Annotated in this window: 13 protein-coding genes and 1 pseudogene; 4 read left to right on the plus strand and 10 right to left on the minus strand. The window is 57.5% G+C overall.

From position 1 onward, the window contains the following. Positions 1-61: 61 nt before the first annotated feature. From ligD to NKI52_RS25735, 7 genes and pseudogenes are all read right to left on the minus strand, one after another. Positions 62-1,960, minus strand: a complete 1,899-nt coding sequence (gene ligD, locus NKI52_RS25705; protein WP_352700226.1) for a DNA ligase D — start codon at positions 1,958-1,960, stop codon at positions 62-64. A gap of 536 nt (positions 1,961-2,496) precedes the next feature. Then, on the minus strand, positions 2,497-2,637 hold the full coding sequence (locus NKI52_RS25710) for a DUF982 domain-containing protein (RefSeq protein ID WP_352700227.1): 141 nt from the start codon (positions 2,635-2,637) through the stop codon (positions 2,497-2,499). A gap of 105 nt (positions 2,638-2,742) precedes the next feature. Continuing rightward, positions 2,743-2,988 (minus strand): DUF982 domain-containing protein, encoded by a 246-nt coding sequence (locus tag NKI52_RS25715; protein ID WP_352473718.1) that lies wholly within the window; start codon positions 2,986-2,988, stop codon positions 2,743-2,745. 480 nt (positions 2,989-3,468) lie between these two features. Further along, on the minus strand, positions 3,469-3,723 hold the full coding sequence (locus NKI52_RS25720; protein ID WP_352467868.1) for a DUF982 domain-containing protein: 255 nt from the start codon (positions 3,721-3,723) through the stop codon (positions 3,469-3,471). A gap of 548 nt (positions 3,724-4,271) precedes the next feature. Next, positions 4,272-4,499, minus strand: a complete 228-nt coding sequence (locus NKI52_RS25725) for a hypothetical protein (protein WP_352467869.1) — start codon at positions 4,497-4,499, stop codon at positions 4,272-4,274. Between the two features lie 666 nt (positions 4,500-5,165). Beyond that, positions 5,166-5,363, minus strand: coding sequence for a hypothetical protein (locus NKI52_RS25730; RefSeq protein ID WP_352682143.1), 198 nt, complete (start codon positions 5,361-5,363; stop codon positions 5,166-5,168). Between the two features lie 644 nt (positions 5,364-6,007). After that, a pseudogene (locus NKI52_RS25735) lies at positions 6,008-6,204 on the minus strand (transposase); the annotation flags it as partial. Between the two features lie 75 nt (positions 6,205-6,279). On the opposite strand from NKI52_RS25735, the gene NKI52_RS25740 reads away from it, so the two are divergent. From NKI52_RS25740 to NKI52_RS25750, 3 genes are all read left to right on the plus strand, one after another. Continuing rightward, positions 6,280-6,531 carry a DUF6074 family protein gene (locus tag NKI52_RS25740; protein ID WP_352473724.1) on the plus strand — a complete coding sequence of 84 codons (252 nt, stop codon included), beginning with the start codon at positions 6,280-6,282 and terminating at the stop codon, positions 6,529-6,531. A gap of 714 nt (positions 6,532-7,245) precedes the next feature. Further along, a complete protein-coding gene (locus NKI52_RS25745) occupies positions 7,246-8,409 on the plus strand; it encodes a hypothetical protein (protein WP_352700228.1) in 1,164 nt (387 codons plus the stop codon). 220 nt (positions 8,410-8,629) lie between these two features. Further along, a complete protein-coding gene (locus tag NKI52_RS25750; protein WP_352682139.1) occupies positions 8,630-9,211 on the plus strand; it encodes a hypothetical protein in 582 nt (193 codons plus the stop codon). 108 nt (positions 9,212-9,319) lie between these two features. Here NKI52_RS25750 and NKI52_RS25755 read toward each other — a convergent pair whose 3' ends face one another. Then, entirely contained in the window at positions 9,320-11,524 is a 2,205-nt protein-coding gene (locus NKI52_RS25755) for a hypothetical protein (protein WP_352682137.1), read from the minus strand. 287 nt (positions 11,525-11,811) lie between these two features. Continuing rightward, positions 11,812-12,135 (minus strand): hypothetical protein, encoded by a 324-nt coding sequence (locus tag NKI52_RS25760; protein WP_352700229.1) that lies wholly within the window; start codon positions 12,133-12,135, stop codon positions 11,812-11,814. Between the two features lie 46 nt (positions 12,136-12,181). Here NKI52_RS25760 and NKI52_RS25765 point away from each other — a divergent pair, with 46 nt between their 5' ends. Continuing rightward, a complete protein-coding gene (locus NKI52_RS25765; protein WP_352682133.1) occupies positions 12,182-12,763 on the plus strand; it encodes a hypothetical protein in 582 nt (193 codons plus the stop codon). 6 nt (positions 12,764-12,769) lie between these two features. On the opposite strand, the gene NKI52_RS25770 is transcribed toward NKI52_RS25765, so the two are convergent. After that, entirely contained in the window at positions 12,770-13,633 is an 864-nt protein-coding gene (locus NKI52_RS25770) for a hypothetical protein (RefSeq protein WP_352682131.1), read from the minus strand. Positions 13,634-13,846 lie beyond the last annotated feature (213 nt).

Genomic DNA, 13,846 nt, shown 5'->3' on the forward strand with positions numbered 1-13,846 from the left:
GGCAAGGCCATGAGCGCCGCGTTGCCCTTTAAATCCCGGCTTTACTGCCTCTTCACGTACGCTACAGATTGGGCAAGGATTGGTCAGCGCGACCCCATCCAGCCAGAGCTTTGGAGGCTGCGCGTTTATTTAATTCAGGAGCATCGCCCACGTGGAAATGAGAGGGCGCATCTATTGTCTTCATCTCCGCCCACGTGATCGGTGCCGCGACAGGGGCGCCTGGACGTGATCTTGCGCTGTAGGGCATGATCGCGGTCGCCCCGCGCTGATTGCGTAGATAGTCCACAAAGATGCGACCCTTGCGGCGCGCCTTTGACAACACGGCCGTGAAATGGGCCGGATCGCTCCGGGCGACCGCCTGCGCCAGGCGAGACGCGAAGTCCTTCACCTCTGGCCACTCGGCGCCAGGGGTGAGCGGCGCGATGACGTGCACTCCTTTGCCTCCCGTCAGCATCGGGAAAGTCGTAAGTCCCAGCGATTTAAGGATAGCGCGGAACTGAAAGGCAGCGGCGCGGACGGCCTCAAAATCGAGGCCTTCATCGGGGTCGAGGTCGAACACGAGGCGGTCGGCCTTTTCGACATCCTCGATCCGAGCCCCCCATCCATGCAGCTCGATCGTTCCCATCTGGACGCAGGTCATCAGTCCGTCGGCATCGTCGACATAGAGATATGGTTCCTCGTGCCCGTCCTTCTCCGTGATGCCGACGTGGTGGACTTTGTCGCCAAAGCTGCCGGCGTCGTGTTTTTGGAAGAAGCACTTCTTCGCGCGGCCCTGTGGGCATCGAACCAGACTGATCGGCCGGCTGCCAACCCAAGGAAGCATGATCGCCGCGACCGCTGCGTAATGGTCGGCGAGCTGTCCCTTGGTGATGTTGGACTCCGGATAGATGACGCGGTCACGGTTACTTATCGCGATGGCGGTTGTCGCAGACGCGGCGAGATCGGCTGCATGACGTTCCGTCTCGAGCACGACCGCCTCCGGCTTCTTGTCTTCACGGAGACCAAGATAGCTCGGATGTCGTAACGTCCCTTCATTTGTCATTTCGGTGAAGGCAATCTCAGCGACCAGTTTCGGACGGAGCCAGTGTGCGCCGCGCACTTCGGCGCGTGGTGCGTCGACGGTGGCGGCCTTCTGCTCAAGCGGCGCCATGATCTTCAAGAGACGAAGAAGTTCAGCGGTATCGAAGCCGGTGCCGACTTTCCCGGCGTAACGCAGCTTGCCGCGGTCATGAACGCCAAGGATCAAGGACCGAAACGCGCGGACCTTGTCGGACGGCGTCCAGCCGACAATCACAAATTCCTGCCGCCTGATGCATTTGATCTTCAGCCAGCTTGCGCCGCGGGCCGCCACATAACTCGAATCCGCGAGCTTTGAGATGACGCCCTCAAGGCCGGCAGCGCAGAAGCGATCGAGCAGCTCTTCTCCGCGGCCGAGGATATGGTCGGAGTAACGAAGGACCGGATTTTTCGCAGGCAAGATCGCCTCCAGCTTCGCCTTGCGCTCAACAAGAGGAAGCCTTGTCAGATCTTCGCCGTCGAGCTGCAGCAGATCGAACGCATAAAAGTCGATAGTCGCCGGGGCACCCTTCAATGCATTTTGAAGCGCTTGGAAGTTAGATCTTCCTTCGGCATCGACAACCACGGCCTCGCCGTCAATCAGGGCGGAGCGCACCTTGAGCTTGCGAGCCTCGGAGAGGACCGAGGGAAAACGGCTAGACCAGTCCAGACCAGATCGTGTGTAGGCTCGCGCCTCGCCTCCGCCGACCGCAACGAGAATACGATAGCCGTCGTATTTCATTTCATGGATCCAACGATCGCCGGCAGGGACCGTGTCCACGAGCGTTGCGAGCTGGACCGGCCGGAAAGCGGGCGGCGCTAAAGTGACCTCGTCACGAGCGGGCGACTTCGCTTGACTAGCGCTCGACGCATTGATTGCCTTACGCGACGTTGGCTTGACCACCCTGACCTAAACCATACTCAGAGACGAAACAGCGTTATTTGCCGTCCAACGCGCGACTACTTCTTTAGTTTCGCTGGCGGCCGTGTTGAGCTTTTCGCGATCATTGCCGACCCGCTTGATTAGCGCCTCGGCCTGAGGCCGTGCTTCCTGCCTCCGGCCCTTCCATTCCCGATTTTCGCGCACAGCTCACAGGCAATAATCAAGAGCAGGAACGGGCCCTCAAATGCCGCCACAGCGTATCCGGTTTCTGCCATCGGCTTTAGAAGCCTGACATCCGGTTCCGGTCCCCTGTGCGTACGGTTTTGATCTTCTCGTCGAACCCTATGTTCGATTGATGATTACTCGACGTGCCCCATTGACGCCAACTACCTCGCCCAGAGCAGCTCCGATGCCAGTTTCAAGAAGTGCAAAATGGCCATAAATGCGCCGACCAGAGTGAATGCTCTCGTATCCGGGTCTATTTCGAGCAGCGCGGACTTGGTCAGCATTAGACAGCCTAACGGGTCCTTCCCAACATAGCCATGGGCACCGGCCTGCTACTCACGCAGCACCCTCTCCTCCTTGGCAGCAGCCTCGAAAGCCTGACGGACCTCTTCCGGAGTCACACGGTCCTGAAGGGCGTCGGCGCACAGTTGCACAGCCTTCCTCCACTTAGGTCCCATCTTGGTCCACTTCATGAGTTCCTCGGCGGCACCCTCGACGTTGTTGCACCCGTAGGACCCCAGGTCGGTCGGTCTTGACGTACACCGGAGGGGAGAACCAATGGGTTGCCACGACAACTCCTACTCAGGGGAGAGATACACGTTGGCCTCCTTAGCGGCAGCCTCAAAGGCCTTTCGTATTATGTGGGGGTCAATCGAATCGCCCTCCAAGGCTGACAGGCAGAGGGTCACCGCCTTATGCCAGCGAGGCCCTCGCCGGGTCCACATCTTGAGCTGCTCAAGGGCTTCCTTCGCATTGTTGCAGCCATGCCTGACACCGGTTTCAGTCTTCACGAACACCGGAGGGACGAACCAGATGGGCGCCATGATACCTCCTACTCAGGGGAGAGATACACGTTGGCCTCCTTGGCAGCCGCCTCAAAGGCTTCACGCACCTCATGGGGGACATCCTGCCCTCGAACGCGTCGACGCAGGATTGGACCGCCTTCGTCCACCTCGGGCCCTTTGTGTCCCATGCCAGGAGTTCCTCGGCGGCTCCCTCGACGTGGCTGACCCCATTGCGAATGCCCGGACGTTTCGTCTTCACGTAGACCGGGGGAGAGAACCAGAGAGGACCCATAAGAGGGAACTTAGAGCGGGAAGAGCCCGCCGACCAACCCCGCTTTAGCTGCAGCTAAGGGAACGATGTAGGCCCTCGCGGGTTTAGAGGCGGCAGCGGGATTACTTCGTGGATGTGCAGCCGCTGTGGGGGGGTCCGTCGCCTCTCATCTCCATGCTTGGCGGCGGGCTCCTTTCGCGAAGGCGGTGTTGGTCTGAGACACCTAGAACCTTATACCGCAATCCAATTTAGCTGGTTGTCATTGGGGGGAGTAATGTCCCCTCCTCTTTTGCAGCAGCCAGGAATGCCTTGCGGGCCTCCTCAGCTTCCATCTCGTCGAAAATCACGGCCATGCAAACGCGCACCGCGAGGTCCCACCAAGGGCCACGCTTGGTCCACTTCATCAACTCCTCGCCGGCTGCCTCGGCGTTGTTGACGTTGCGGATGATCCCGGGACGCTCGGTCTTGACGGGGATCGGAGGGTTGAACCAGTGGAGAGCCATGAATGGACCCCAGGCGGCTAGCGGGTTTCGTCTCTACTAACCGGCTCAGCGATGAGGACGATTACCGTTTGTTAGGCATGTCTGAGTCCGTGACGGGATGTTTCCAAAGGTTCATCGACGGTTATCTAAGCGGTCGGTACGAAGCCGGTATGCATCATCTTCCGGTGGGTGTCGCCCTGGTCATTTCGCTTGTTGTCGGTCTACTCGTTGCGACGATCGCGTAAAAGGACCAGTCGGAAATCTGCGGCATCCGATGGTTATTTGTCCTCGGCGAGAGCGTTAATGTGAGGACTGTCACGCCAAGGCCGGAATATTGAGAATGAATGACAGCATATGGGCGCGCGCCCATTGCGAGGTCACCGAAGTCGGCCGACAGCTACTCCCGGGCGTCGAAAGCCACGCAGAGGCCCATGGCAGTTGCTGCCTCGACGATTGCCTCGGTTAGTTCTTCGTCGGAGGCCACCAAATAAGGCGCAGTCTCCCGAGCTTCGCGTAATGCCGCTTTGATCGAGACCGTGTCGCGACGGTCCGCCCTGTTGAGGAGGCGGTTATTCGCGAAGATCGAACCCGACGAACAGGCCAAAGGCTGGGGCAACATTGACAATAAGCTCCACCAGCTCGCAGTCAGTTTCCGCCAGATGTGGCCGGTCTCGGCGCACCGCTGCAATAGTCTCTTTGACGGAGATGATTTGGCCGCGACGGGCTTGTAGGATCAGCTCGTGAACAAGGTGTTTGGCAGTCACTTTGTCGGGTCGGCAGTTCGTCCAAACGTTCATACAAGGCCTCCCACCTCAGCGAGAACCCAAGAGAACATTCATGATCCTCTGTCGAGAAAAATCAAGAAGAATGTTTGATAACTTCTGAGTGGGAATCAGGGGGACAAGCCACGAAGCGAGCCTCTATACTCTTTGACCTGACGCTCAGCCAGCCGGCTAGGGACCTTCTTCCGTCGGGCCCTGTTTGGCCCGATCAATAGCCGCAAGTAATGACTGTAGGGTTGGCGGCAGTTCTGGTTCGACCTCCAGATTTAAGAACGTTTGTACGTGATGACGATAGCCTTCGGAACGGATCAGTTTCCGAAACGCTTCGGAGACAGACTGATGGTCTGCTTTGTTGCTCGTTGTCATGTTCGGGAAGTCCGTCCCAATGAGCCGCAACTCGCCCGCAACGAATGGGTTCCATCAGGAGGTCGGAATATTTGGTAGAAATTTCTGAGCGGGAGATCGGCTAACTGGCTCGCGCGAAGACCCCCGTGCCCCCTTCGATCCGCCGAGCATTAATCCCCGCTGTTTGAACAGAAGATCGTGTCGATCTAGCGTCGGTGTTGCATATCGTGAATGTTGGAATGCTTCTGTCCAATGTTTGCTCACGCTGTGATGCCAACAGGGCAGGCTCTTGCGGCAGGGTGCCGCAAGGTCGCGACGATGAAACGCCGGCCCAATTCAACCTGGGCGACGCCCTTCAAAGCTGGGAGGATCCATCTTCACCAAGCGGTCTGCGGCCTCGACCGCAGTTCGTATCCTGCTGCACAGCGCGAGATTTTCCGCCAGCATTTCTTCAGTGCGTTGAAGCGCGAGCTCGATCCGGTGGATGCGCTGCCTGGCATTGGCAACTTCCGATGTCAAAAGATCGGCCGCCATCCCGTGGCCGTGGGGTTCCATAGTGTCCATGGGTTTCTAATACATGGGGGGCGATATCGTTCCCTGATGTCGGGCGAAACGGCGGGCCGCAGAAAAGCGCGACGGGCCGAATGACCAATGCGCGCCGTGTCAAAACAGCGCCGGCAACAGGCGAACGGCTTCGGCCGCTCTAGATCCCACGGGCAGAGGCGATCACGGTCCAGAGGGCCATTGATCTGTTCAGGTACGACTACAACGTAAGCGAAGACACACTCAGGCGGCTGGTGATCAAGCACCGTCTTCACAACCAGACAATGCCCGGTGCTCCGTGGAGAATAAGCGCTCCCGGTTTGGCTATGGCGCTCGCCGGCGATGATGACGCGCTTGCGCGGTTGAGGCGGGACGATCGCGAGCATCCGGACGTAACCCGGTATTTCAAGCGGCTCGGCATCCCGCGACCCTGACCTGTTATCAAAAGTTATGGTCGCGGCGACTGTCTAAAATAGACATTAAGTAGATGTCGCGGCCCGACAGGGCTCCACACAAGAGCGAACCGTTGCTGCCTTGCGCATCGCCCTCTAGGCCGCCGGCGTCGAGTTCATCCCGGAGAACGGCAGCCGCGCCGGCGTGAGGCTCCGCAAACCTTAGGCCGTAGACTCGTTACTGCGCAGCCACACACCTGCTTTTCGCCATCGGACGAAGCGGTTGCAACAGGTGGTGCGCGGGCCATAGCGCTGAGGCAGGTCGGCCATGGAGCACCGGAGCGCAGCACCCAGAAGATGCCGTTCAGCACGCGCCGATCATCAACACGTGGCACACCTCTTGGCTTGTTGGGTAGACGCTTTATTCCATTGCTGACCATTGTCCAAAAGCGCTGTTAACCAAATTTTCTCACCCGCCAATGCTTATTCGCGCGACTGAAGGGGTGAGGTGATCGATGTGTGATTCAAACATAAGCGCGTTTCCGCTGCATCGGCGGCGGAAGTTGGTCGAAGGGATCGCCCGGGTCCTGGAATCCAAGAACGGGAAGGACGCGAACGCCTTCTGGCGCAACACCGCCAAGGAAATTCTCGTTCAACTGTCCGAATCAGGAATTGCACCCGGGGTCGCCGAACAGGAAGTTGGAACGCTTCTTCATGCTGTCTTGGCCGATATCGCCACCCGCAGTGCTGCGAAACTTGCACAATAGCATCGGCTCACGATGAAGGATTGCCGCATAGAGACGCCCCGGGGCTCCACAAGCGTAGCACCACTGCATCCGTCAAACGCAGGTTTCTCACTGCGGATGAAAAGATAGGCGCGTTCGTCGAAATCATGCGCGCGAATGTGCTCTCGGGCGAGATACGGCTCCGCCTCGCCTGTCCGGCGGTCATCGACCAAATCGAGGTAGGCGATGCGGAAACCCGCATTCACGAAAGGCCGACGGACCTTTTCCACGAGCTGAACCCGCAAAACCAATGAGCCGCCGTTGAGTTCCACACTGCCAATTATGCGACTTTTGAAGCACAAAAGGCGAACATGTAGTGGCCGGCCTATGTGTTCTCGACGTCAACAGCACTGACTCACTTCGGCTATCGCCGGCTTGTGAATGACCGGAAGGGGGCCGTTTCCAGACCGTCCGGTTTCGGTAGTTGCGAGAAGCTGCCGTTCTGCAGCCGACCCCTTAGCGGACATGGGGAGCTACTTCGAACAAAGATGTAAGCTGCCCTCCCCCATGCCAATCCAATGGCAGTCCTTCGGGCTACCATTGCAGTTTGGTGTACCTTTCCTTCTATAGGCTCTAAGCGATTCCAAGAGGGGGATTTTTGCCTTTCCAGCTGCAGAACTAGCATCGTCAAAGCACGGCTCCCATAGTGCCGCATGACCAGCGCGATGCGCGACTGAAACACACGAACGGGACAGAATGTTGGACTTGTTTACTCCGCGATTCCGGGAAGAAAAGCTCCACAATTACTTTCGTCGCATCTCGGCCGACCCTCACTACGCGAAGGTCCAGCCTATCATTCAAAACTGGGCGACAGGCCTGCTGGATCGAAGGGGAGAGAGCCAGAAATTCATCAACGAATTTCAAACGACATTCAATTCCTCGATGTGGGAACTCTATTTGAACAGAGCGCTGACCGATTTGGGGTGCAGTGTCGACTTTTCAAAGTCAGCGCCGGATTTCTTCGTCCGAGGACCCGGAAACTACGAGTTCAACATAGAGGCTGTCGTCTCTGACCAGCCTCCGACCGCGAAGCAGAAGAAGACCTTCAACGAGCAAGATTTCAAAACCCGTGGTGCACTGAAGCTTGCTGGGAAGATCAGGGACAAGCTGGATCTTTACCGCGGAAGCAATGGAAAGAAGCACCCGTATTCCTCGATGAGCCACGTGTGCAGCCGGCCATTTGTCATTGCAATCGCCCCCTTCGATAGCGACCTCTCACTCACCCAAAACAACGAACTCATCAACATGGTCCTTTTTGGCTTGGCGCCGCCTTTGCTCGAAGGGCCAGACCTAGGAAAGCAAGACAAGATAACCTCTCTCCTGAAGCCTTCGGGTGCGCGAGTTGAGATGGGAATTTTCACGAACGATTCGTTCAAAGAGATCAGCGCCGTTTTCTTTTCTACGGTCGGGACCTTTGGAAAAGCGGTCGTTGAAGGTAAGATTGATAGGCTCGTCCGGTCGACCCGTTACAGGGTGATCGACAAGGACAGGATTGCGCCCGGTTCGGAGCTCTGGCAAGTCGGGACGCACCGGTTTCAGCTCGCCGCGCTGAACTACCTCCTCACGCAACGACGAGGAAGCGAGCATCAGATCGGCGGTGCAGATGTGCTTATTCAGCACTCATCGTTTCATCGTGAAACCCATCTCGATGGGTTTCAGGTCTATTTCAATCCGTTTGCAGAGGTACCGTTTGAGCCAGAATTCCCATGGCCCGCAGAAATCGCTCTCAACTATTACGACGTCGAAAGCGGTGAGCACATCCAAGCGCATCCTGACGGCGCGCTCGTTTCAAGGCAGGTTTATCAAATAACCCCCGAATACATTCGGCTTCTGCTCGGCAGTTATGGCTTTCTTTCATGATGGTTAGCCGGATTGGAGAGGCTTCAAGATCGATTCCTAAGTCCGCATCCTGAGTTCTGCGCTCAAGAGCGGACTGACAGCAACCTGAGGTGCCTTTTTGCGACTGTGTGACGATTGCTTTGAACTCCGGTCATCAACATCTGGTACCATTCTTGAAGTAGCAGCAAGTAGGGCGTCGAACGATCAAGTCTGTCGCCCGAAACCGAATTGGGTCCCCATTATGAAACAGGAGGCAACTACTGTGGCAGCGGGAACTGCCGCGAGCATCGAACTTGCGGATCTGATCCGACGAAACGTGGAGTCTATGGCCTTCCCGCCATCGGAAATAGAGGCGGCCACCTATGAGGAGGTGAGCGCGCTGCCGCGCGTAGTTGTTTCTCGGCCGCCCGTGGAAGAGCTTTTGGCGACTGGCTTCGTGCGTTATGACTGTCACCGAAATTGCGGTGAGCAAGCTGCCAATGACCCGGATGGCAAAAGCAGACAGGTCACTGGATGGTTGCCCCATGGTGAAGACCTGATCCTCCACTCGGTCGCCATTATTGAAAATGAATGGATCTGTCTGACGCCGCAGTTAGTGCCTGCGCCGAACAGGTTTGAGTTCATTCCTGACCCTCATCTTGAGTGGCGCAATGCAGATGGCGGCGCCACCCGGACAGCATTCCGTCATGGGAATGAGGTACCGAAAGCACTTCGCAGGGACCCAGGCCATCATATCCGTATGTGGGACGAATTCCAGGCTCTCGTCGCAAGGGGACATTCGGTGATCGAGGCCAGAGATTTCATGGCAACGTCCGCTTTTTAGGAAATCGAACGTCGATTCGGAATGTCCGGCATGCGGCGCTAACCTGCCCGTCACGGTTCGAGCGAGTTGATTGTTTTGATCAGAGCGGCCACCGGTGGGCGAATAGCGTCAGAGCCCTTCGAATCCTGGGATGCCGTAGGCGGTCGGATCCAACGTCGGATTGAACAGCCATGCCAGCATTGACATGTTGCAGCCGTTCATGGTCTTGACGTTACTTAGCAAATCGGGCTCCGCGGCTGGCGTTTCGTCGGCGGCTACACTCACCTTTCCCTCCGGCCATTTGCCGGTGAGGCGAAATTGCTCCATGACAGCTTTTGCTTCTTCTTCAAGGGTGCGCCAGTATCTCGGCTTTCCGTAGAGAAATGGACACGAGTCTGTTGATGCCGTGAGTCCCGCCATCTCGGCGACTTTGGCGTCGGACAGCCGCCAGCCCAGCGGCAAGCCCAAGTCGCCGATGGGCAGCTCGTGGGGAAAATACCCGCCATCGACGTGTATTCCTTGAACGTTGTCCGGGTCAGCCAGTCCGCCGAGCAACCGCCTGGCCCGACTCACGGCCAATTCGCCTCTGGTGGTCCGAGTGCTGATCATCGTTAACAGCGGGTCCAGAAGATAGGACTGCCGTGGATCTGCGTCCTTTAGGGACTCAAGGTCGTTCAGAGGCACTTTGGAGTTCAAACTCTTGATCGGCATGTAAACGAGAAAAACATTGAACTCGCAGCCCTTCCACTCAACTGTTTGGGTGAATGTCGGGATGACGTGTAAAGGACATTTGCAGAGGTTTGTTCCACTCACCTCGTAGGTGGCGTCTTCGCTCTTGGCGCAGTGCTCGGAGTCGAGGGAAAGCGCCTTTATCTGCTCGACCACTTCCATCGCCGTATCGGCCCCTGCGTTCTCGAAGTAGCCGCCGTCTCCGAGAATTCGATAATCGTCTTTGTCGACTCGCAGCCGCGCCGTCGACGTGAGCCACGGGAAGCGAGCGCTGGTTACGGCTGCCCGGTTCCCTTGGATGTCCTCGCCGCCCGTCATGGGGAAGAAAGCAGCTGTTTGGCCACCCAGGTCAGGCACGGATCCAATCACAAAGCGAAATCCCGAATTGGCGTCCGTTGCAACGAACACCTGGGCGGGACGAGCCTGATCTGGCCGCCATGACGCTGCTAACGGTTCGGAGATACGCGGATTGTCCGGGAGACTTGCAGCAATGGTGTTTGCCAGGACATCGCCCCCGTCCGGCGAAATATCGATGAACGGCACGAAGAAGTCAGCCACCTGCACAATGAGGAGGTTGGCCAAAACGGGGGACAGGAAATCATAAGACAGCACATCGGTATTCACAGCCGTGTTGGAAGAGCCGCATTTACGCAGCTCAGAATTAGGCGCCTCCGCTGATGCGAACAACAGGTTGCCGATGCCCCCGCCCGATATGCCAACCGACGCGAACAGGTGCTGCTGGAAGCTTGGACAAACGGTCTGCAGCTTGCTGAGCGCGAGATAGGAATGAGCTGCGGCATAGATGCCGCCACCCTCGGCGGAGCTGATAATGACCGGATAAGGTCGCTTTGCCTCTTTGTAGGCGTCCAGATCGCCGCGCATTGCCAACCACGGCACGACAGCAGTGGCCGCAAACCAGTCGGAGCTGGCGTCAGCCCCGGGCTCTTTGCCAGGCGTGAGCGGAATATCGTTGCTGCTCCCGAACACAATCGACGCTAAAAGGCAAGCTCCGAGGTATGCCGCTGTGGCCAAAGGCCATGACCATAGGATCGTTAGTGTGGCGCCAAGCAGTCCAAGTCCAATAGTCACGACTGCAATACCTAGAGCCTGAGGTGTCGAGATCGGGTCGAGCCTCACTACGAGGCACAAAAGCGCCCACATGACCAGAACGGTTACAAGCGACCATCTCCGGCTCAGTTCTGCAACGCGCTTTGCGCCATACCCCGCCAATCTTAGCCGGCCTAAGAGCATCATGGCTCCAATACATACAAAGATGCCGGGAACGACAATCACCCAAAACAGCCACGGCGAGGCGGCGTCAGTCTTTTCGATTAAGCGGGCAATTGCGTAAAAGGATACACTCCCGACGAGCAGATCGGCGAATCGTGAGCTTCGACCGAGATCGTCGACGAATGAGATGGCGAAGGCCACGGTTACATATACTGGCAAAGCAAAGAAGAATATCGAGGCATAGCGCTCGTCGCGCAGGTATATGCTGAAGATATGTAAAACCTGCGGTGGCGCTAGAAAATTGAAAAGAACATAAAATACAGATATGACAAAAAGCGGAATGCGCTGAAATAGATATCGTGTGAAAAGCGTCATCGTATGTCTCTAAAGAGAATTTCAGCGCAAGTCAGTGATGCACATTCAAGAGAATGGTATTACATCGCCAGAGAACCGCAAGTCCTCCCCGCATCGTCATCGTATGCGAAGCCGGACGCATCATCAATCTGAGGACTGCCTGCAGCCAGATCCTCGGCTTCGTCGTGATGTCTATCTCCATGCCCTCCATGAGGAGACCTTTGTGGACCACCTGTTGGGCCGGCCAATGAGCCATGACCGTACCGAGTACCGCGTGCCGGTGAACGCCGATATCCATGACGCAGAGGTCATTTTTCTTCGAGGAGTAGGATTTCGATATAAAATCCGCTTGGCGTGAGGGGGCCGGCGAACTTGGCATAGTCGGTACTGCCGCCGCCGTAGCCAACGCCATCCACCACGTGACCGGCAAGTCCGTGCGTGATCTGCCGGTCACGATCGACAAGCTGCGTAGCCTTCTCCAGTACGAGCATCCTGGCGCCGCCCGTTTGGCATTCAGATGCGATGTGGCCGTGACTTAGTGCAATCGTGCCCAAGGTGGATCGCGAGAATGTCCGCTTTCTGGCTTTGGGCGAACCAACGTGAACGGCTGCGATCAGGCGCAAAGCTGCCACTCACCTATCGAAGAGCAAGAGGCCGCTTAGGGTCAGATCTTGCCGTTTGAGCTGGCCGCCGGAACGGGCACTGCGCCATCTCCGGACCTCCGGATCGCCATCAGGACTGAAGGGATTCTTCAAAGGCACGCATGCGGTGCCTCAAAGTCCGCTGATTGAGCTGCCGCATATGTCGAAGGTTGCGAAGGCAGGCCTCCGTCTCGCCGACACGGCTATCAAGAACGGTATCGAGTTCGATTTCAGCTATGAGGCGGATGCCAAGACGGGCACCCAGAAAATTGCCTTCAGGGTGACGCCCGCGGAGGCGCTGGAAGCGAAGAGGCGGGAGAAGGCGCGGCAACAGTTGCTTACCGGCCCGGAGACGGTGCGGCGGCTAACTGCTGCCGTTCCACAGGTCCAAATCGAAGACTTCACCAGAAGAGTGATTGCGCACGCCCCGTCTGGCAGCTCGTTCGACCAAATTGTGGTCGAGGCTTTCGTGCAGTTCATGAAAGATAACGGCAACGCTTACCAGTTGCTACAGCTCGCGTTGTCGTTTGAGATGCAGGGCAGGTCGGACATCGGGCAGGTCATACGCCGACATATCGATGACGGACCGGGCAAAGTGAGCGTCAGCGTAGAGGACTAGGCTCAATCAAGCCTTTGGGGCAGCTGCGGGCTTCTCCGCTTCCTTTGCATCAGCGACAGCTGCCCGCTCTTTGGGCGTCGGGAAAATGGTCTGAAGCTCCTCGGGTGGTATCCGCTCTTTGCCCTTATCAAGGATGCCACTGGTACAGATCGTGATGAACCCGACTCCAAACTGCGAGGTGGAGATCATGAAGTCCCCCTTCTCCTTGTACCCGTAACGGTAACCGAACCGCCTGCCGTAATCCTTGATGTTGCCCCGGCCACCAACCTCTTTTTCAGGCAACATCCTATTCACGTAGTCGGTTAGCTGCGACGCGCGCGGATGGCTGCTGTGAACCGTTGCGGTCCAGATGTAGTGCTTCTTCGTAAGGAACTTGCCGCCCGTTTCCTTGTAGTAGATCGCACACGCCATCTTCCGCCCGATCCTCGTGGCCGCCGCAGGAAACTCTGCAGGCACACCAGCCAACGGCATGTTCGACAAATCGGCGTCCGCTGGCACATGAATCCCCATTTCAGCCAGTGCCGCCGCCTTGGCCTGATTGCTGAGCTTGGTGTTCAGGAGCGCGGCCGGATAGTTGTTCTTGATGCCATCCTGCAGCCGCCACATCGACCACAAGTCGTTGGTGAACAGGTCGGGGTTTCCCATCTGCATGTAGTAGCCGAATATCTGGTCCTCCCTCTTGGTCGAGCCGTTGCAGGCCTCACACGCGGGGAACTCAAAACCCTCCGGGAAGAACCCACGCGGGAAGCACGCCTGAGGCGGGATGTGGTCGACCGTGGACGACTTGGTCACGCCTCCACAAAGGCAGCACAGCGGGTTGTCCTCCAGCAGTTGCTGGTAGCGGCTCTTCTTTTGTTTGGCCTGTCCCATTATTTCAGCAGCCCATGCAGGAGGTCGTTCAGCTGGATGGTGCCATGTGCAAACCCGTCGGCGAGAGCATCGATTTCAGGAATCGAGAGCCGCGCGCTTTGCGCGATTAGCTGCTGTTCCGCTTGCTCGAAAGCCCCGCGTCCAACCTTGCTCAGGCCGATGCCGAACGACGGTCAGTCCGGACTGAACTATACCCGTTAGAGCATCCTTGTC

Source organism: Mesorhizobium sp. M0590 (assembly GCF_040320905.1).
Lineage (GTDB): Bacteria > Pseudomonadota > Alphaproteobacteria > Rhizobiales > Rhizobiaceae > Mesorhizobium.

Excerpts from the sequence above, each read along its gene's own strand:
- NKI52_RS25710 (WP_352700227.1), bottom strand. The coding sequence starts at position 2,637 with ATGAAGTGGACCAAGATGGGACCTAAGTGGAGGAAGGCTGTGCAACTG.
- NKI52_RS25715 (WP_352473718.1), bottom strand. The coding sequence starts at position 2,988 with ATGGCGCCCATCTGGTTCGTCCCTCCGGTGTTCGTGAAGACTGAAACC.
- NKI52_RS25720 (WP_352467868.1), bottom strand. The coding sequence starts at position 3,723 with ATGGCTCTCCACTGGTTCAACCCTCCGATCCCCGTCAAGACCGAGCGT.
- NKI52_RS25725 (WP_352467869.1), bottom strand. The coding sequence starts at position 4,499 with ATGAACGTTTGGACGAACTGCCGACCCGACAAAGTGACTGCCAAACAC.
- NKI52_RS25730 (WP_352682143.1), bottom strand. The coding sequence starts at position 5,363 with ATGGCGGCCGATCTTTTGACATCGGAAGTTGCCAATGCCAGGCAGCGC.
- NKI52_RS25740 (WP_352473724.1), top strand. The coding sequence starts at position 6,280 with ATGTGTGATTCAAACATAAGCGCGTTTCCGCTGCATCGGCGGCGGAAG.
- NKI52_RS25745 (WP_352700228.1), top strand. The coding sequence starts at position 7,246 with ATGTTGGACTTGTTTACTCCGCGATTCCGGGAAGAAAAGCTCCACAAT.
- NKI52_RS25750 (WP_352682139.1), top strand. The coding sequence starts at position 8,630 with ATGAAACAGGAGGCAACTACTGTGGCAGCGGGAACTGCCGCGAGCATC.
- NKI52_RS25755 (WP_352682137.1), bottom strand. The coding sequence starts at position 11,524 with ATGACGCTTTTCACACGATATCTATTTCAGCGCATTCCGCTTTTTGTC.
- NKI52_RS25770 (WP_352682131.1), bottom strand. The coding sequence starts at position 13,633 with ATGGGACAGGCCAAACAAAAGAAGAGCCGCTACCAGCAACTGCTGGAG.